The organism is Streptomyces sp. TG1A-8 (assembly GCF_030499535.1).
Taxonomy (GTDB): domain Bacteria; phylum Actinomycetota; class Actinomycetes; order Streptomycetales; family Streptomycetaceae; genus Streptomyces.
In genome coordinates this window covers 4,311,630-4,328,836 of the sequence record NZ_JASTLB010000001.1, presented here as the reverse complement: position 1 = coordinate 4,328,836, position 17,207 = coordinate 4,311,630, and the positions used below count along the sequence as shown (strand labels likewise).

16 protein-coding genes and 1 pseudogene are annotated in these 17,207 nt (G+C 72.5%); 7 read left to right on the top strand and 10 right to left on the bottom strand.

The genetic code is table 11. From position 1 onward, the window contains the following. Positions 1–417 precede the first annotated feature (417 nt). Positions 418–2,043, top strand: coding sequence for an LCP family protein (locus tag QQY24_RS19015; protein ID WP_301973889.1), 1,626 nt, complete (start codon positions 418–420; stop codon positions 2,041–2,043). 60 nt (positions 2,044–2,103) lie between these two features. Here the strand turns inward: QQY24_RS19015 and QQY24_RS19010 are convergent, their stop codons facing one another. Continuing rightward, positions 2,104–2,466 carry a four-helix bundle copper-binding protein gene (locus tag QQY24_RS19010; protein WP_301973888.1) on the bottom strand — a complete coding sequence of 121 codons (363 nt, stop codon included), beginning with the start codon at positions 2,464–2,466 and terminating at the stop codon, positions 2,104–2,106. 175 nt (positions 2,467–2,641) lie between these two features. Then, positions 2,642–3,799, bottom strand: a complete 1,158-nt coding sequence (locus tag QQY24_RS19005; protein WP_301973887.1) for an acyl-CoA dehydrogenase — start codon at positions 3,797–3,799, stop codon at positions 2,642–2,644. A gap of 192 nt (positions 3,800–3,991) precedes the next feature. Here QQY24_RS19005 and QQY24_RS19000 point away from each other — a divergent pair, with 192 nt between their 5' ends. Then, the gene (locus tag QQY24_RS19000; protein WP_301973886.1) at positions 3,992–5,335 is read left to right on the top strand and encodes a UDP-glucose/GDP-mannose dehydrogenase family protein; all 1,344 of its coding nucleotides are present in this window, start codon (positions 3,992–3,994) and stop codon (positions 5,333–5,335) included. A gap of 108 nt (positions 5,336–5,443) precedes the next feature. Here QQY24_RS19000 and QQY24_RS18995 read toward each other — a convergent pair whose 3' ends face one another. Beyond that, on the bottom strand, positions 5,444–5,950 hold the full coding sequence (locus QQY24_RS18995; protein ID WP_301973885.1) for a CGNR zinc finger domain-containing protein: 507 nt from the start codon (positions 5,948–5,950) through the stop codon (positions 5,444–5,446). Positions 5,951–6,065: 115 nt separating this feature from the next. Between QQY24_RS18995 and QQY24_RS18990 the strand changes: the two genes are divergently transcribed. Beyond that, a complete protein-coding gene (locus tag QQY24_RS18990) occupies positions 6,066–6,425 on the top strand; it encodes a VOC family protein (RefSeq protein WP_301973884.1) in 360 nt (119 codons plus the stop codon). Between the two features lie 65 nt (positions 6,426–6,490). Continuing rightward, a complete protein-coding gene (locus QQY24_RS18985) occupies positions 6,491–6,883 on the top strand; it encodes a VOC family protein (RefSeq protein ID WP_301973883.1) in 393 nt (130 codons plus the stop codon). A gap of 62 nt (positions 6,884–6,945) precedes the next feature. On the opposite strand, the gene QQY24_RS18980 is transcribed toward QQY24_RS18985, so the two are convergent. The 3 genes and pseudogenes from QQY24_RS18980 to QQY24_RS18970 form a co-directional block, all read right to left on the bottom strand. Continuing rightward, the gene (locus QQY24_RS18980) at positions 6,946–8,133 is read right to left on the bottom strand and encodes a dipeptidase (protein WP_301973882.1); all 1,188 of its coding nucleotides are present in this window, start codon (positions 8,131–8,133) and stop codon (positions 6,946–6,948) included. Beyond that, positions 8,130–8,651 carry a 5-(carboxyamino)imidazole ribonucleotide mutase gene (purE, locus tag QQY24_RS18975; protein WP_301973881.1) on the bottom strand — a complete coding sequence of 174 codons (522 nt, stop codon included), beginning with the start codon at positions 8,649–8,651 and terminating at the stop codon, positions 8,130–8,132. The genes QQY24_RS18980 and purE overlap by 4 nt, the downstream gene beginning before the upstream one ends. Next, positions 8,648–9,786, bottom strand: a pseudogene (locus QQY24_RS18970) (5-(carboxyamino)imidazole ribonucleotide synthase). Before QQY24_RS18970 ends, purE begins: the two are co-directional and overlap by 4 nt. 183 nt (positions 9,787–9,969) lie before the next feature. Here QQY24_RS18970 and QQY24_RS18965 point away from each other — a divergent pair. Next, positions 9,970–10,485, top strand: coding sequence for a GtrA family protein (locus QQY24_RS18965; RefSeq protein WP_301973879.1), 516 nt, complete (start codon positions 9,970–9,972; stop codon positions 10,483–10,485). Here QQY24_RS18965 and QQY24_RS18960 read toward each other — a convergent pair. Continuing rightward, the gene (locus QQY24_RS18960; protein ID WP_301973878.1) at positions 10,482–11,759 is read right to left on the bottom strand and encodes an ATP-binding protein; all 1,278 of its coding nucleotides are present in this window, start codon (positions 11,757–11,759) and stop codon (positions 10,482–10,484) included. The genes QQY24_RS18965 and QQY24_RS18960 overlap by 4 nt on opposite strands. 113 nt (positions 11,760–11,872) lie before the next feature. After that, on the bottom strand, positions 11,873–12,550 hold the full coding sequence (locus tag QQY24_RS18955) for a response regulator transcription factor (RefSeq protein ID WP_301973877.1): 678 nt from the start codon (positions 12,548–12,550) through the stop codon (positions 11,873–11,875). Positions 12,551–13,073: 523 nt separating this feature from the next. On the opposite strand from QQY24_RS18955, the gene QQY24_RS18950 reads away from it, so the two are divergent. Then, positions 13,074–14,579: a peptide MFS transporter gene (locus tag QQY24_RS18950; protein ID WP_301973876.1), complete on the top strand. Its 1,506-nt coding sequence runs from the start codon at positions 13,074–13,076 to the stop codon at positions 14,577–14,579. A 194-nt stretch (positions 14,580–14,773) separates the two neighbouring features. Here QQY24_RS18950 and QQY24_RS18945 read toward each other — a convergent pair whose 3' ends face one another. Together QQY24_RS18945 and QQY24_RS18940 are read right to left on the bottom strand one after the other, a co-directional pair. Continuing rightward, positions 14,774–15,334, bottom strand: a complete 561-nt coding sequence (locus tag QQY24_RS18945; RefSeq protein ID WP_301973875.1) for an ATP-binding protein — start codon at positions 15,332–15,334, stop codon at positions 14,774–14,776. Between the two features lie 297 nt (positions 15,335–15,631). Next, positions 15,632–16,009 carry an STAS domain-containing protein gene (locus QQY24_RS18940; protein ID WP_301973874.1) on the bottom strand — a complete coding sequence of 126 codons (378 nt, stop codon included), beginning with the start codon at positions 16,007–16,009 and terminating at the stop codon, positions 15,632–15,634. Between the two features lie 248 nt (positions 16,010–16,257). Here QQY24_RS18940 and QQY24_RS18935 point away from each other — a divergent pair, with 248 nt between their 5' ends. Then, the gene (locus QQY24_RS18935; RefSeq protein ID WP_301973873.1) at positions 16,258–17,154 is read left to right on the top strand and encodes an RNA polymerase sigma factor SigF; all 897 of its coding nucleotides are present in this window, start codon (positions 16,258–16,260) and stop codon (positions 17,152–17,154) included. Positions 17,155–17,207: the final 53 nt, after the last annotated feature.

Below are 17,207 nucleotides of genomic sequence, written 5' to 3'. Positions count from 1 at the left end.
CGAGACCGACCGAGGTCTTTGGGGGGTGGACGCCGCGTGGTCCCGACGAAGGACACCACGGCCGCGGGCGCGCGGCGCCGCGGCCGGGCCGAGCGGGTGACCGCCCACGTCCGCGCCGCCGGCCCGCTCCGGTGCGCGCGCCCCCCGGCCCCACCGGATCTCCGGCTGCGGCCCTGACGCCCGGCGAGGGCGGAGGAACGGACGCGCCCCGTCTCACGGCGGCACGCGGGGCCCGTGACCCCGGTGTGCGGTTTCGCGTCCCACTCAGCGCATGAGCGCGGTACGGCCCGTGCCCGGCCTTCCCCGGTGCACGGCTGACACAGCCGACTTGGTGGCCCCGGCCGTACGAGGACGTACGCGCAGCCGGGGCGCGGAACGAAGCCGCGGTAGGGATGCCGGGCGCGGGAGGGGCAGGAGATGACGCGAGGCAGCGTGCGCGGAGAAGGGGCTGTGCCGCGCACCCGGCAGCCCGGCGGGGCGGACCGGGCGCGGGACGCGGAGGCCGGGCCGGACGGCGGGCCCGCGCCGTCCGGCGGCCGGGGCGACGGCGGGCCGAGACCGCCCCACCGGAGCCGGCGGATACTGCGCTGGTCGGCGCTGACCCTGTCGGTGGTGATACTCGGCGCCGCCGGCGCGGGCTGCCTCTACTACCGGCACCTGAACGGCAACATCAGGAAGGAGAAGCTGAACCTCGGCGACTCCGACGTGCCCAAGGCGACTCCCAACGCCGCGGGGCAGACGCCGCTGAACGTCCTGCTGATCGGCTCCGACAGCCGCAACACGGCGGAGGACCTCAAGCTCGGCGGGTCCAGGGCCGACGTGGGCCGTCCGGCGCTCGCGGACGTGCAGATGCTGGTGCACGTCTCGGCCGACCGCAGCAACATGTCCGTGGTGAGCCTCCCGCGCGACACCATGATCCCCATACCCAGGTGCACCGACCCGCACACCCACAAGGTGTACCAGGCGCTCCCCCTCGCCATGGCGAACGAGTCCCTGGGCCGCGGCGGCCCGGGCTGCACCGTCGCCACCTGGCAGAAGCTGACCGGCGTGCACGTCGACCACTTCATGATGGTCGACTTCTCCGGGGTGGTGTCGATGGCGGACGCCATCGGCGGCGTCCCGGTCTGCGTGAAGCAGAACATCTACTCCCACACCCCGGACGGCCACGGCTCGGGCCTGAAGCTGAAGGCGGGCACCACCTCCGTCCAGGGCAAGCAGGCCCTGCAGTGGCTGCGCACCCGCTACGGCTTCGAGGACGGCACCGACCTCGGCCGCACCCACGCCCAGCACATGTACATGAACGCGATGGTGCGCCAGCTGCGCGAGAACGCGACCCTGAGCAACCCCGACGAGATGCGCAGGCTGGCGGAGACCGCGACGAAGGCGCTCAAGGTCGACGAGGGCCTCGGCACGATCAAGGAGCTGTACGACCTGTCCGAGGAGTTCAAGAAGGTGCCCACCGGGCGCATCACCATGACGACGCTGCCCACGCAGCAGTGGTCGCAGGACCACGACCGGGTGGTGCCCATGCCCGGGGACGCCGACCAGCTCATCTCCATGGTCCGCCGGGACGCCCCGCTCGACGGCCGCGGTGCGAAGCACCGGACCGAGAAGGCCTCGCGGGATCCGGCGGCACCGGACGGCGAGATCGCCGTGCAGGTCCGCAACGGCACCGGCGTCGACGGCCGGGTGCCCGCGTCCCAACGGGCCTCGGCGGTGGCGCGGGTCCTGCGGGGCAAGGGGTTCGCCCGGACGGAGGTCGACGCCCGGCTCACCCCCGAGGCGCGGACCGCGCTCCTCTTCCCCAGCGCCGACCTGGAGGGCGATGCCCAGGCGGTGGCCAAGGCGATCGGGCTGCCGCTGGACTCGGTGCGCAGGTCGACCGACGTCTCCGGGATCGTCCTGACCGTGGGCGCGGACTGGCGCACCGGGGACGCCTACCCGGCGTCCGCGGAGCCGACGAGGGCCCCCGAGACCGCCGCCGTGCTGAACGGCGACAAGAAGGACGCCTGCATGGAGGTCCAGCAGGGCTTCACCTGGTAGCGCCCCGGTCCGGCCTCCGGGGGCGGCCCTGAGGCGCCCCCGGAGGCCGTCGCGGCCGTGTCACATGGAGGCGCCCGCCATCGTGCGGCACGTGTCGGCGCAGCGGCGACACGCCTCGGCACAGCGCATCATCTGCTCGTCGTCCGGCATGGACATGCACGCCTCGGCGCACATGTCACAGGCCCTGGCGCACAGTGCGCACATCTCGGCCGCCAGTGGCGAGCGGCGCATCATCATGTCGGCGCACATGCGCGTCATCTCGGAGCAGTCCATGAGCGCCCTCATGACCTGCATCTGCTCCTGGCCGCCCTGCTGCATGCAGGAACAGACGGTCTGCTCGCACATGCTGTGGCAGTTCATGCAGGCCTCGACGCACTCCTGCATCTGCCGGGTCATCGCGGGCATCATCCCTGACTGGGTCATGGCTCCTCCTCGGAGGCAGGGACCCGGGGCGGGCCCCGTGTGCTTCCGTCCTACGCCCACCCGGCCCGGCCCGCATGTGACCGACCAGTCGTAAGGCGCGTCCGGACCGGCGGGCCCGGACAGCGGGAAGGCGCCCCGCGGGGCGCCTCCCGGGGCGGGCGGGGGCCCGGGGCCGTTACGGCAGGTTGCGTGCCATGACGATGCGCTGGACCTGGTTGGTGCCCTCGTAGATCTGGGTGATCTTGGCGTCGCGCATCATCCGCTCCACCGGGTAGTCCCGGGTGTAGCCGTAGCCGCCGAGGAGCTGGACCGCGTCGGTGGTGACCTCCATGGCCACGTCGGAGGCGAAGCACTTGGCGGCCGCGCCCTGGAAGGTGAGGTCGCGGTCGCCGCGTTCGGACTTCGCCGCCGCCGCGTAGGTCAGCTGGCGGGCGGCCTCGATCTTCATGGCCATGTCGGCGAGCATGAACTGGATGCCCTGGAAGTCGGCGATCGGCCTGCCGAACTGCTTGCGCTCGGCGACGTAGCCCCTGGCGTAGTCGAAGGCGCCCTGGGCGACGCCGAGGGCCTGGGCGGCGATGGTGATGCGGGTGTGGTCCAGGGTCTTCATGGCGGTGGCGAAGCCGGTGCCCTCCTCGCCGATCATGCGGTCGGCGGGGATGCGGACGTCGTCGAAGTAGACCTCGCGGGTCGGGGAGCCCTTGATGCCCAGCTTCTTCTCGGGGGCGCCGAAGGAGACCCCCGGGTCCGACTTCTCCACGACGAAGGCGGAGATGCCCCTGGAGCGCTTGGCGGGATCGGTGACCGCCATGACCGTGTAGAACTCGGAGACGCCCGCGTTGGTGATCCAGCGCTTGACGCCGTTGAGGACCCAGTGGTCGCCGTCGCGGACCGCCCGGGTCTTCATGCCGGCCGCGTCCGAGCCCGCCTCCGGCTCGGACAGGCAGTAGGAGAACATCGCGTCGCCCTTGGCGAGCGGGGCGAGGTACTTCTTCTTCAGGTCCTCGCCGCCGGAGAGGATCACCGGCAGGGAGCCCAGCTTGTTCACGGCCGGGATGAGGGAGGACGACACGCAGGCGCGGGCCACCTCCTCGATCACGATGACCGTGGCGAGCGCGTCCGCGCCGGCGCCGCCGTACTCCTCGGGGACGTGCACGGCGTGCAGGTCGTTGGCCACGAGCGCGTCCAGCGCCTCCTGCGGGAAGCGGGCCTCCTCGTCCACCGCCGCCGCGTGCGGCGCGATCTTCGCCTCGACCAGCGAGCGGACGGCGTCACGGAGCATGTCGTGCTCCTCGGACGGGCGGTACAGGTCGAAGTCAGCCGATCCGGCCAAGGTCTCTCACGCTCCAAAGACGCAGCGACGCTAATTACCGTTAAGTAACTCGAATTCTAGAGGCCCGTCCGCGGGCCCGCCTACGTGAGTTTGGTGACAGCGGGGAAATTGCCCGGCGCGCGGCCCGACTATGCTCGGGCTCCGCATCAGCGCATCACCGCGTACGACCGACAGACCCCGGCTGGAGCATCCATGAGCCTGAAGATCACCGTGATCGGCACCGGCTATCTCGGCGCCACGCACGCCGCGGCCATGGCCGAACTGGGCTTCGAGGTGCTCGGCCTGGACGTGGTGCCCGAGAAGATCGCGATGCTGGAGCGCGGTGAGACCCCGATGTACGAGCCGGGGCTGGAGGAGCTGCTGCGCAGGCACGTCGCGGGCCTGGAGGGCTCCTCGGGGCGGCTCCGGTTCACGCGGGACTGGGCGGAGGTCGGCGCCTTCGGCGACGTGCACTTCGTGTGCGTCAACACGCCCCAGCGGCACGGCGACTACGCGGCGGACATGTCGTACGTCGACGCCGCCGTCGCCTCCCTCGCCCCGCACCTGCACGGTCCGGCGCTGGTGGTCGGCAAGTCGACCGTGCCGGTCGGTTCGGCCGAGCGGCTGGCCGCCTACCTGGCCGAGCACGCGCCGGCCGGCGCGGACGCCGAGCTGGCGTGGAACCCGGAGTTCCTGCGGGAGGGCTTCGCGGTGCAGGACACGCTGCACCCGGACCGGATCGTGGTCGGGGTGCGCGGCGAGCGGGCCGAGAAGCTGCTGCGCGAGGTGTACGCGACGCCGGTCGGGGAGGGCACGCCGTTCGTGGTGACCGACTTCCCGACCGCCGAGCTGGTGAAGACGGCCGCGAACTCGTTCCTGGCGACGAAGATCTCGTTCATCAACGCGATGGCGGAGGTGTGCGAGGCCGCCGGCGGTGACGTGGCGAAGCTGGCCGAGGCCATCGGGCACGACGACCGGATCGGCAGGAAGTTCCTGCGGGCCGGGATCGGGTTCGGCGGCGGCTGCCTGCCCAAGGACATCCGGGCGTTCATGGCGCGGGCGGGCGAGCTGGGCGCGGACCAGGCGCTGACGTTCCTGCGGGAGATCGACTCGATCAACATGCGCCGGCGCGGCCAGATGGTGGAGATGGCCCGGGAGGCCCTCGGCGGGGGCTCGTTCCTGGGCAGGCGGGTCGCGGTGCTCGGCGCCACCTTCAAGCCCGACTCGGACGACGTGCGGGACTCGCCGGCGCTGAACGTGGCCGGCCAGATCCACCTCCAGGGCGGTCAGGTCACCGTGTACGACCCGAAGGGCATGGACAACGCCCGCAGGATCTTCCCGACGCTCGGCTACGCCGGTTCGGCGCTGGAGGCGGTGCGGGCGGCCGACGTCGTGCTGCACCTGACCGAGTGGCGCGAGTTCCGCGAGCTGGACCCGCAGGCGCTGGGCGAGGCGGCGGCGGCCCGGGTGGTGCTGGACGGGCGCAACGCCCTGGACCCGGAGCTGTGGCGGCGGGCCGGGTGGACGTACCGGGCGATGGGCCGCCCGACCGCGTAGGCGCCGGGCCGGGCGACGCCGGTTCGGCCGAGGCTCAGTCGGCCGAACCGGCGTCTGCCCGCATTCTGCACCAGCGGGCGGCGGAGCGGCCGGTGGACCTCCCGGGCCTTACCGTTCCTTGGCCCGGTAGCGGCGCATCTTCGCCCGCGCCCCGCACACCCGCATCGAGCACCAGCGGCCGCGGCCGGCGGGGCTGCGGTCGTAGTACGCCCAGTGGCAGGTGTCGGCCTCGCAGGCCTTCAGGCGGTTCCAGGTGCCGGCGGCCAGTGCCTCGGCGACGGCGGCGGCGACCCGGGCCGGCAGCGGGCCGGGGTCGGCCGGGGCGAGGCGGGCGGAGCCGTCGCGGGGGTCGACGGACACGTACAGGGGGGCGCGGGCCAGGAGGTCGCCGAGCGGGGTGACGGTCCGGTGCGGCGGGTGCCCGGCGTGGGCGAGCAGCGCGGCCCGCAGCGACTCGCGCAGCTCCCGGGCCTCGGCGAGCCGGTCCTCGGTGAGCGCCAGGCGGTCGCGGCCCTCGGGGGTGTCCAGTGAGTCGGCGCCCGTCTCGATGTCCAGCGTGTTGACCAGCGACTGGACCAGGGCCAGACCTCCCGGCGCGGGCGATCGGTCACTCATGCCTGCAAGTTACCTCCCGGAATCCGGTTGCGGAGTCACCCGCTTGGCGGGAGCATGCGGTAACGGTTACCGGTTACCCGGATCTAGCGGTAACCCCGGCTTCGAGGAGGACGTCATGGCCCTCGCCGTGCTCGATGCGGTCGTCCTGGACTGTCCCGACCCGCGCGCCCTGGCCGGCTTCTACGCCGGTGTGCTGGGCGGCGCGGTGGAGGGCGAGGACGACTGGGTGGACCTGAGGCTGCCCGGCGGGCGGACGCTCGCCTTCCAGCGGGCGCCCGGGTTCGTCCCGCCGAAGTGGCCGGCCCCGGAGGACTCCCAGCAGTTCCACCTGGACCTGGAGGTGGCGGACCTGGACGCGGCGGAGCGGGGGGTGCTGGAGCTGGGCGCCAGGCCCCTGGACACCGGGGACCGCTCCCGCGGCTGGCGTGTGTACGCCGACCCGGCGGGGCACCCCTTCTGTCTCTGCGCCTGCTGATCCGGGCGCGGCACCGGGGTGCGCCCCGCGCACGATCCATAAGGCTTCGCATCAAGGAGGAAACGATGGCGCCCGTCGCCCGTCTGCGTTCCGTAGTGCTCGACTGCCCCGACCCGCGCGCGCTGGCCGCGTTCTACGCGGCGGTCGCCGGCGGCACCCCCCGGGCCGAGGACGACGACTGGGTCGTCCTGGCGGTTCCGGACGGGCCACGGCTCGCGTTCCAGCGGGCGGAGGGCCACACCCCGCCCGAGTGGCCGCGCGCCGACCGCAACGGCCAGCAGTTCCACCTGGACTTCGACGCGGGCTCGACCTGGGCCGAGGTCGACGCGGCCCATGAGCGGGTGCTCGAACTGGGCGCCCGTCCGCTGGAGACGGAGGACCGGGAGAAGAAGGACTTCCAGGTGTACGCCGACCCGGCCGGGCACCCGTTCTGCCTGTGCCGCATCGAGCACCCGTAGGGGCCCGGTCCCGCGCACGGGACGGCTGCCGGGACGGCGCCTCCGCCGCGCCGAGGGGTCCCTCAGCCGTCCAGCGACTCGATCGTGGCGTTGGACGGCGCGCGCGTGGCCTGGAGGTCACGCGCGACGTCCTCCGCCGCCGACAGGACCCGGACCGCGTTGCGCCAGGTCAGCTTGGCCAGGTCGGTCTTGGACCAGCCCCGGCCGAGGAGCTCGGCGATCAGGTTCGGGTAGCCGGAGACGTCGTCCAGGCCGTGCGGGGTGAAGGCGGTGCCGTCGTAGTCGCCGCCTATGCCGAGGTGGTCGACGCCGGCCACCTCGCGCATGTGGTCGAGGTGGTCCGCCACGGTGGCCGCCGTGGCGACCGGGCGCGGATTGCGCTCCTCGAACTCGCGGTGCACCTCCATCGCCCCGGGCGTGGTGTCGAGGTGGTGGAAGCCGTGGGCGCGCATGTTCTCGTCCGCCGCCGCCGTCCAGTCGACGGCCGCCTGGAGCACGAACTTCGGCACGAACGTCACCATCGCCACGCCGCCGTTGGCGGGGAGGCGTTCGAGGACGTCGTCGGGGATGTTGCGGGGGTGGTCGCACACGGCCCGGGAGGAGGAGTGCGAGAAGATCACCGGGGCGTCGGTGGCGTCCAGCGCGTCCCGCATGGTCGTCGCCGCCACGTGGGAGAGGTCGACCAGCATGCCGAGCCGGTTCATCTCCCGCACGACCTCGCGGCCGAAGGCCGACAGACCGCCGACGCGCGGCTCGTCGGTCGCCGAGTCCGCCCAGGCGACGTTGTCGTTGTGGGTCAGCGTCAGGTAGCGCACGCCGAGCGCGTACAGGCCGCGCAGGGTGCCGAGCGAGTCGGCGATCGAGTGGCCGCCCTCGGCGCCCATCAGGGAGGCGATCCGGCCCTCGGCGCGGGCCGCCTCCATGTCGGCGGCGCTCAGCGCGGCGCGCAGCTCGCGCGGGTACCGGTCGATCAGCTGCCGCACGCAGTCGATCTGCTCCAGGGTGGCCGGCACCGCGTCCGGCCGGTCCGAGCGCACGTACACCGACCAGAACTGCGCGCCGACCCCGCCCGCGCGCAGGCGGGGCAGGTCGGTGTGCAGGTGGGCGGTCTGGGAGACGGCGACGTCGCGGGCGTCGAGGTCGTAGCGGACCTGTTCGCGCAGGGCCCAGGGGAGGTCGTTGTGCCCGTCGGCGACGGGGAACTCCCGCAGCAGCGCGCGGGCCTCCTCCAGCGCGGTCACGGCGGTCACTTCCCGAAGCCGAAGCCGCCGGCGCCCTCGACCTTGGAGCGCAGCCGCTTGCCCTTCTCGGTGGCCTGGTCGTTCAGCTCCTGCTGGAACTCGCGCATCCGCTGCAGCAGGTCCTCGTCGTGCGCGGCGAGCATCCGGACGGCGAGCAGGCCGGCGTTGCGGGCGCCGGCGACGGAGACGGTGGCGACGGGCACGCCGGCCGGCATCTGCACGATCGACAGCAGCGAGTCCATGCCGTCCAGGTGCTTCAGCGGCACCGGTACGCCGATCACCGGCAGCGGGGTGACGGAGGCGAGCATGCCCGGCAGGTGGGCGGCGCCCCCGGCACCGGCGATGACCGCCTTCAGGCCCCGGTCGGCGGCCCGCTCGCCGTACGCGATCATCTCGCGCGGCATGCGGTGCGCGGAGACGACGTCGACCTCGTAGGCGATCTCGAACTCGTCGAGTGCCTTGGCGGCGGCCTCCATGACGGGCCAGTCGGAGTCCGACCCCATGACGATGCCTACAACGGGGCTCATTCGGTGATCGTGCCTCTCAGGTAGCCGGCTGCGTGACGGGCGCGCTCCAGTACGTCGTCCAGGTCGTCGCCGTAGGTGTTGACGTGTCCGACCTTGCGGCCGGGCTTCACGTCCTTGCCGTACATGTGGATCTTGAGCTGGGGGTCGCGCGCCATGCAGTGCAGGTACGCGGAGTACATGTCCGGGTAGTCGCCGCCCAGGACGTTGACCATGACCGTCCAGCGGGCGCGCGGGCGCGGGTCGCCGAGCGGGAGGTCGAGGACCGCGCGGACGTGGTTGGCGAACTGGGAGGTGACCGCGCCGTCCATCGACCAGTGGCCGGAGTTGTGCGGGCGCATCGCCAGTTCGTTGACGAGGATGCGTCCGTCGCGGGTCTGGAACAGCTCGACGGCGAGGTGGCCGACGACGCCCAGCTCCTTGGCTATGGTCAGGGCCATCTCCTCGGCCCGCAGCGCGAGGTCCGCCTCCAGGCCGGGCGCGGGCGCGATCACGGTGTCGCAGACGCCGTTCACCTGCTGCGACTCGACCACCGGATAGGCGACGGCCTGGCCGTGCGGGGAGCGCACGACGTTGGCGGCCAGCTCGCGGACGTAGTCGACCTTCTCCTCGGCGAGGACCGGGACGCCCGCCCGGAACGGGTCGGCGGCCTCCTCGGCGGAGTCGACGACCCACACGCCCTTGCCGTCGTAGCCGCCGCGGACGGTCTTGAGGACGACCGGGAAGCCGTCCCCCTCGGCGGCGAAGGCCGCGACGTCCTGCGGATCGCTCACGATCCGGTGGCGCGGGCACGGCACGCCGATCCGCGTGAGCCTCGCGCGCATGACGCCCTTGTCCTGGGCGTGCACGAGCGCGTCGGGGCCGGGGCGCACGGCGATGCCGTCCGCCTCCAGGGCCCTGAGGTGCTCGGTGGGCACGTGTTCGTGATCGAAGGTGATCACGTCGCACCCGCGCGCGAACGCACGCAGCGTGTCCAGGTCGCGATAGTCGCCGATGACGACGTCGTTCACCACCTGCGCCGCGGAATCCTGAGGAGTGTCACTGAGGAGCTTGAACCTGATGCCCAACGGGATGCCCGCCTCGTGCGTCATACGCGCGAGCTGCCCCCGCCGACCATGCCGACTACCGGGAACGTCACACCCCTAGCGTATCGGCCGCGCCGAGCGGTCCCGGCAGCATCCCTCCCCGGCCCCTCCCGCCGGGGCTCTCCCGGCGCTTTCCGGCCCCTTCCCGAGCCGTGGGCCGCGGTGCGCGGGCGGCGCGGGGGCCCGCTGGTTAGCATGGCTGGGTCACAAAACCTACGGACGGGGGCTGCACAGCCATGGAACGTCGTTCCTCGGGGCTGCAACGGCTCGTGCGCGAGGTGGCCAAGTTCGGCGTCGTCGGCGCGGTCGGCGTCCTTGTCAATCTCGGCGTGTTCAACCTGGTCCGGCACGTCTCGGACCTGCCGGTGGTGCGCGCCAGCGTCATCGCGACGGTCGTCGCGATCGTCTTCAACTACGTCGGCTTCCGGTACTGGACGTACCGGGACCGCGACAAGGGCGGGCGCACCAGGGAACTCACGCTGTTCCTGCTGTTCAGCGCCATCGGCCTGGTCATCGAGAACGGCGTGCTGTACCTCGCGACCTACGGTTTCGGCTGGGACAGCCCGCTGCAGAGCAACGTCTTCAAGTTCGTCGGCATCGGTGTGGCGACCCTGTTCCGGTTCTGGTCCTACCGCAGCTGGGTGTTCCGGGCGCTGCCCGCGCGGGAGGGCTCCGCCCACGCGGAGCCGGCCGTCGTGCCGGCGTCGTCGCGGGCGGCGGGGAAGCCCGCGCCCAGGCAGAGCGTGCCCTAGCGCACCGTCGGCCGTTCCCCCTCCTCGTCGGGCTTGCGGGCCGGGGGCGTGCGGGACAGGAACAGGCCGAACACCGGCGGCTGGGACTGGAGCAGTTCCAGGCGGCCCCCGTCGGCCTCGGCGAGGTCCCGGGCCACGGCCAGGCCGATGCCGGTCGAGTTCCGTCCGCTGATGGTCCGCTCGAAGATCCGCGCGCCCAGGTCGGCCGGGACGCCCGGCCCCTCGTCGGTGACCTCGACCACGGCCTGGTTGCCGGTGACGCGGGTGCGCAGGGCGACCGTGCCCCCGCCGTGCATGAGGGAGTTCTCGATCAGCGCCGCGAGCACCTGGGCGACCGCGCCCGGCGTGCCCACCGCCTGCAGGTGCCGTTTGCCGGAGCTGACGACGGCCCGCCCGGCGCTGCGGTAGGCGGGCCGCCACTCGGCGAGCTGCTGCTGGATGACCTCGTCCAGGTCGAAGGTGACGGCGGAGCCGGTGCGCGGGTCGCGGGAGTTGGTCAGCAGCCGCTCGACCACGTCCGTCAGGCGTTCCACCTGCGTCAGCGCGATGGTCGCCTCCTCCTTCACGGTGTCCGGGTCGTCGGTGAGGGTGATCTCCTCCAGCCGCATGGACAGGGCCGTCAGGGGGGTGCGCAGCTGGTGGGAGGCGTCGGCGGCCAGGCGCCGTTCGGCGGTCAGCATGCGCGCGATGCGCTCGGCGGAGGAGTCCAGCACGTCGGCGACCCGGTCCAGCTCGGGAACGCCGTAGCGCTTGTGCCGGGGGCGCGGGTCGCCCGAGCCGAGGCGCTCGGCGGTCTCGGCGAGGTCGGTCAGCGGGGAGGCGAGGCGGTTGGCCTGGCGCACCGCGAGGAGCACGGCGGCGACGACCGCGAGCAGCGCGACCAGGCCGATGATCAGCAGGGTGCGGCCGACCTCGCGGGTCACGGCGGAGCGGGGCTCCTGCACGGTGACCGTCTCGCCCTCCTCGCCGTGCTGCGTGGAGTGGATGACGTCACCGGTGGGTTCGTCGCCGATCTCGATCGGCTCCCGGCCCGGGACGCGGATCACCGCGTACTGCTCCTTGCTGACCGGGTTGCGCAGCACGTCGGCGTTGACGTTCTCCGCCGCGAGGATCCGGCTGTCGACGATGCTGGCCAGCCGCACGGCCTCGGAGTCGACCCGCTCCTGCGCACTGTTGCTGATGGTCCGCGACTCGACGATGACCAGGGAGACGCCGAAGACGGCGATCACCACGAGGACGACGGCGAGGGTGGACTGGATGAGACGGCGACGCACAGGGGCCCTCCGGGGTTGGCTCTACGACCCCCAGTGTGGCAACACCCCGGGCGGCGCGGGGCCGTGCCGGCGCTCTCCCGCGGCGGCGCGGGCACCGGCCCCGGACAGCGCGCCTAGCTCTTCTCGAAACGGAAGCCCACTCCCCGCACCGTGGCGATGTACCGGGGGTTCGCCGCGTCGTCGCCCAGCTTCTTGCGCAGCCAGGAGATGTGCATGTCCAGCGTCTTGGTGGACGACCACCACGTGGTGTCCCAGACCTCGCGCATCAGCTGGTCGCGGGTGACCACGCGGCCGGCGTCCCGCACCAGGACCCGCAGCAGGTCGAACTCCTTCGCCGTGAGCTGCAGTTCCTCGTCGCCCATCCACGCCCGGTGCGACTCGACGTCGATCCGCACCCCGTGCGTCGCCGGCGGCTGCTGGGGCTCGGCGGCACCGCGCCGCAGCAGGGCCCGCACGCGGGCGAGCAGTTCGGCGAGGCGGAACGGCTTGGTGACGTAGTCGTCGGCGCCCGCGTCCAGGCCGACGACGGTGTCCACCTCGTCGGCCCGCGCGGTCAGGATGAGGATCGGCACGGCGTGGCCGTCGGCACGCAGCCGGCGGGCGACTTCCAGGCCGTCCATGCCGGGCAGGCCCAGGTCCAGCACGACCAGGTCGACACCGCCCTGGATGCCGGCGTCGAGCGCGGTGGGGCCGTCCTCGCGCACCTCGACCTCGTAACCTTCCCGGCGCAGGGCGCGGGCCAGCGGCTCCGAGATGGACGCGTCGTCCTCGGCGAGCAGTACACGAGTCATGGAGTGATGGTAGACCGCCCGCGTGAGGTGCTGCGGTGGGATCGGCGCCCGGATTCTTACCTTGGGATGCCGGTGGTACGAACCATCACCTGTGGGGTGCGATCATAGAGATGATCTTCGAAAGTGGTACTCCGGTTCCTTTGAAACCTGTGATCCGCGTCTCAAGTCCTTCCATATCCGGCACTGTGCTGACGTATGGTGAACAGAACGCCTGTAGTGCACAGGTGACCTTTGGCGAGCACAGACGCCGAAGGTCTCTTTTGTGTGCGGGCCGGCCCGGGCCGGCCCCGAAAGGAATGACCCCTGGCCGGGCCCCGGACGCACCGACGCGTCGCGGGGCGTGGATCCCGGTGGTCGCCGTCCACCGCTGCGCGATCCGGAGCGGACTCCCCCTGGGCGTGGGGGCGGGCGGCCGGCCCGCCGGCGCCGGCCGCACCTCCACGGGCGCACCGCCCCCCTTCGGCCCACGGCTCCGCCCGGGCCGGGGACCCCCACCGGCGCGCCCCGACAGCAAGGAACGACCATGGCGTCCAGCCTGACGAAGGACTCGGTCCGTCCGGGCACCCCCGGTTCCGAGAATGCCTTCCTCGGCCACCCCCGCGGACTGGCCACCCTCTTCCTGACCGAGATGTGGGAGCGCTTCTCGCACTACGGCATGAGGGCCCTGCTCCCGCTGTACCTGGTGGCCCCCGGCGGCCTGCACCTGAGCGCGGGCACGGCCACCGCGATCTACTCGGTGTACGTCTCGCTCGTCTACCTGCTCACCCTTCCGGGCGGCTGGGTCGCGGACCGCTTCCTCGGCCCCCGCAGGACGGTTGCCGTCGCCGGCCTGATCATCATGCTGGGTCACCTGTGCCTGGCGCTGCCGGTGGCCGCGAGCTTCTTCGTGGGCCTCGTCCTGGTCGCCATCGGTTCGGGCCTGCTGAAGGCCAACATCTCCACGATGGTCGGCCACCTCTACAAGGGCCCGGACGACCCGCGCCGCGACGGCGGCTTCACGCTCTTCTACGTCGGCATCAACCTGGGCGCCTTCGCCGCGCCGCTGGTCATCGGCACCATCGGCGAGAACGTGAACTGGCACTTCGGCTTCGCGCTGGCCGCCCTCGGCATGGCGCTGGGACTGGCCCAGTACCTGCTCGGCAGCCGTCACCTGAGCCCGCGCAGCGACGTCGTCCCCATGCCGCTGTCGGCCCCGGAGAAGGCCGCCGTGCTCCGCAAGGGCCTGGCCTGGCTGGCCGTCGCCGCCGTCTTCTACGCGGCCGTCGGCTTCTCCGGCCACTTCACGCTGAACTGGGCGCTGATCCCGCTCACGCTGATCGGCCTGGTCGTGCCGATCCTGGTCATCGCCCGGATCCACCGGGACAAGGGCCTGGACGCGGCCGAGCGCTCGAAGGTGTCGGCGTACATCTGGTTCTTCGTCGCCGCCGCCGTGTTCTGGATGATCTACGACCAGGGCGGTTCGACCCTGTCGCTGTTCGCCGACGGCAAGGCCGAGAACACGGTCTTCGGCTGGGGTTTCCCGGTCTCCTGGTACCAGTCGGTCAACCCGGTCATGATCATGGTCCTGGCGCCGGTGCTCGCCTGGCTGTGGCTGTGGCTGAACCGGCGGGGCAAGGAGCCGAGCACGATCGTGAAGTTCTCCTCCGGCCTCGTCCTGGTCGGCGCGTCCTTCTTCCTCTTCCTCGCCCCGCTGTCGATCGCCGGGGACGGTCACAAGGCCGCGGCGATGTGGCTGGTGGCGATCTACTTCGTCCAGACCGTCGGCGAGCTGACGCTGTCGCCGGTGGGCCTGTCCGTGACGACGAAGATGGCGCCGGCGAAGTACGCCTCCCAGATGATGGGCGTGTGGTTCCTCGCGGTCACCGCGGGCGACTCGGTCACCGCGCTGCTGTCCAACCCGGCCGTCGGCGGGGTCAACCTCGACCGGACGGGCTTCGTCGCCCTGGAGGCCGTCCTGGCCGTCGTCGCCGGTCTCGCGGTGTGGATGTACCGCAACAAGGTCAAGCGGCTGATGGGCGACGTGCGCTAGGCGCCGCCGCGACGGGCCGCCGGAGGGCCACCGCACCCCAGGGGTGCGGTGGCCCTCCGGCGTACGGCGGCACGGCGCCGGGCCCGGCCGTGGAGGCGGACCGCGGGGGCCGGGCGGCGGGACGCGGCCTGCCGCCGGAGCACGAGGACCCCTGCCGGGGGGCAGGGGTCCTCGGTGCGGTCGGCCGGGGCCGCTCAGGCCGGGGCGCCCAGCTCGGCCCAGACGGTCTTGCCCGGGTGGTCCGGCGCGCGGACGACGCCCCAGTCCAGGCACAGGCGCTGCACGATGAACATGCCGTGGCCGCCGGGACGGCCGGCGCGGTGCGGGGTGCGCGGGGTCGGCTGGCCGCTGCCACGGTCGGTGACCTCCAGTCTGATCACCTTGTTGTCGCAGGCGAGGACGAGTTCGTCCGGGCCCTCGGCGTGCAGGCAGGCGTTGGTGACCAGCTCGGAGACGACGAGCAGCACGTCCTCGGCGGCGGCCCGCCGGTCCGCGGCGTCGGCGGGCAGCCATCCCCACGCGTACAGCGCCTGGCGGGTGAAGTCGCGGGCGAGCGGGACGACCCCGCTCTCGCCGTCCAGCCGCAGTCTGCGGACCTGCCGTGCCCGGCCCCCCTGCGCACCCTCGGTAGGCGCGGACGGCGCGGCTGCCCCCGTGGACGCGCCCGCCGCGGGCGCACCCTCCTCGGACGCCCCGGAAGCGCCGCTCGGCTCCGGGCCGCGGTCGCCCGGCGAGTAAGGCCGGGTGGTGCTCATCAGCGCTTCACCTCACCGATTCACCAGTTCATGATGGAAATTTCCGGCACGCGATGCCGGCCGGTCCGTACACCGTCCGCCCGCAGTCCGCACGTGGTGCCTCCGTCGTCCGTTCGTCGTCCACCCGCGCGCTGCGCCACACCCGGGCCGTTCGCCGCCCACCGGGCGGTCGACGGCCGGGCGGCCGTCGGGCTCCAGGGAGTCTCCTGCCCTACCGGGGCGGTGGAACACCCCCCGGGCCGAGCCCGGCCGGTGCGTCGTGCATTCACCGACGGCGCGGGACGGCCGGGCGGGAGGTCAGCCGGTCTCGTCGGCCAAGGCCGCCTCCACGGACTCGTGGACGGTGAAGACCGCCTCCGCACCGGTGATCTCGAACACGCGAGCGACCACCGGGAGCATGCCCGCCAGGTGCACCCCGCCGCCGGCCTCCTCGGCGCGCAGCCGGGCCCCCAGCAGGACGTTCAGCCCCGTGGAGTCGCAGAACTCCAGTCGTGAGCAGTCCACCACGAGCCGTGAGAACCCCTTGCCCAGGAGGTCGTCGAGCGGCTCGCGCAAAAGATCGGCGGTGTGGTGATCCAGCTCACCCGCCGGTGTCACTACGGCGGTGGAGCCTTCTTCCCGCACCTCCACCAGAAGCCGGCCCGACTGTGCGCTGCCGACCGTCCCGTGGTCCATGCCGTCTCTCTCTCCCGAGGTCGTGGCTGCTGATGCCCTCGAACATTACGCCTTCCAACCGCACTCCGACACCCGAACAACCTCACACAAACGGACATATGACTACAGACCGCACTTGCGACCGGCTTGCCGGAGCGGGTAGGGCTAGTAAAGACACCTGCCCCTACACGCCGGCTTCGGAGGCGCCGCACACCGCAGTGCACGTTACGGCTTCGGCAGCCATATGCCGAGAACGATGGAGGACACCCATGTCACCCCGGCTCGACGCATCGCATACCCGGCTCGCGACGTCGACACCCCCACCGGAACAATCGGATCATCCCATCGATCCCCTCGACCCGTTCGAAGGCCTCCCGGAGATCCCCCCTTACGAGGAGGTGGGCCCGGTCGACGCGCGGGCCCTGTCCAAGACCCTCTTCGAGCGGCTGGAGTCGCTGGAGGAAGGCACCCACGAGTTCGCGTACGTCCGCAACACGCTCGTCGAGCTCAACCTCGCCCTGGTCAGGTTCGCCGCCTCCCGCTTCCGCTCCCGCAGCGAGCCGATGGAGGACATCATCCAGGTCGGCACCATCGGCCTGATCAAGGCGATCGACCGCTTCGAGACCTCCCGCGGTGTGGAGTTCCCCACGTTCGCGATGCCGACCATCATCGGCGAGATCAAACGCTTCTTCCGTGACACCTCGTGGTCCGTGCGCGTACCGCGCCGGCTGCAGGAGCTGCGCCTGGACCTGGCCAAGGCCGGCGACGAGCTGGCCCAGCGGCTGGACCGCGCCCCCACCGTGGCGGAACTCGCCGAGCGCCTCGGCATCTCCGGCGAGGAGGTCGTCGAGGGCATGGCCGCCTCGAACGCCTACACCGCCTCCTCACTGGACGCCCAGCCCGACGAGGACGACGGCGAGGGCGCGCTCGCGGACCGCATCGGGTACGAGGACCACGGGCTGGAGGGCATCGAGTACGTCGAGTCGCTCAAGCCGCTGATCGCCGGGCTCGCGCCGCGGGACCGCAGGATCCTGTCCCTGCGCTTCGTGGCGGGCATGACCCAGTCGGAGATCGGCGAGGAACTCGGCATCTCCCAGATGCACGTCTCGCGGCTGCTGTCGCGGACGCTGGTGCGGCTGCGCAAGGGGCTGACCGTGGAGGAGTGACCGGCTCCCGCACACGTGCGGGAGGCGGCCGGGCACGCGGTGCCGGGGCCGCC

Excerpts from the sequence above, each read along its gene's own strand:
- QQY24_RS19015 (WP_301973889.1), top strand. The coding sequence starts at position 418 with ATGACGCGAGGCAGCGTGCGCGGAGAAGGGGCTGTGCCGCGCACCCGG.
- QQY24_RS19010 (WP_301973888.1), bottom strand. The coding sequence starts at position 2,466 with ATGACCCAGTCAGGGATGATGCCCGCGATGACCCGGCAGATGCAGGAG.
- QQY24_RS19000 (WP_301973886.1), top strand. The coding sequence starts at position 3,992 with ATGAGCCTGAAGATCACCGTGATCGGCACCGGCTATCTCGGCGCCACG.
- QQY24_RS18995 (WP_301973885.1), bottom strand. The coding sequence starts at position 5,950 with ATGAGTGACCGATCGCCCGCGCCGGGAGGTCTGGCCCTGGTCCAGTCG.
- QQY24_RS18990 (WP_301973884.1), top strand. The coding sequence starts at position 6,066 with ATGGCCCTCGCCGTGCTCGATGCGGTCGTCCTGGACTGTCCCGACCCG.
- QQY24_RS18985 (WP_301973883.1), top strand. The coding sequence starts at position 6,491 with ATGGCGCCCGTCGCCCGTCTGCGTTCCGTAGTGCTCGACTGCCCCGAC.
- purE (WP_301973881.1), bottom strand. The coding sequence starts at position 8,651 with ATGAGCCCCGTTGTAGGCATCGTCATGGGGTCGGACTCCGACTGGCCC.
- QQY24_RS18965 (WP_301973879.1), top strand. The coding sequence starts at position 9,970 with ATGGAACGTCGTTCCTCGGGGCTGCAACGGCTCGTGCGCGAGGTGGCC.
- QQY24_RS18955 (WP_301973877.1), bottom strand. The coding sequence starts at position 12,550 with ATGACTCGTGTACTGCTCGCCGAGGACGACGCGTCCATCTCGGAGCCG.
- QQY24_RS18950 (WP_301973876.1), top strand. The coding sequence starts at position 13,074 with ATGGCGTCCAGCCTGACGAAGGACTCGGTCCGTCCGGGCACCCCCGGT.
- QQY24_RS18945 (WP_301973875.1), bottom strand. The coding sequence starts at position 15,334 with ATGAGCACCACCCGGCCTTACTCGCCGGGCGACCGCGGCCCGGAGCCG.
- QQY24_RS18940 (WP_301973874.1), bottom strand. The coding sequence starts at position 16,009 with ATGGACCACGGGACGGTCGGCAGCGCACAGTCGGGCCGGCTTCTGGTG.
- QQY24_RS18935 (WP_301973873.1), top strand. The coding sequence starts at position 16,258 with ATGTCACCCCGGCTCGACGCATCGCATACCCGGCTCGCGACGTCGACA.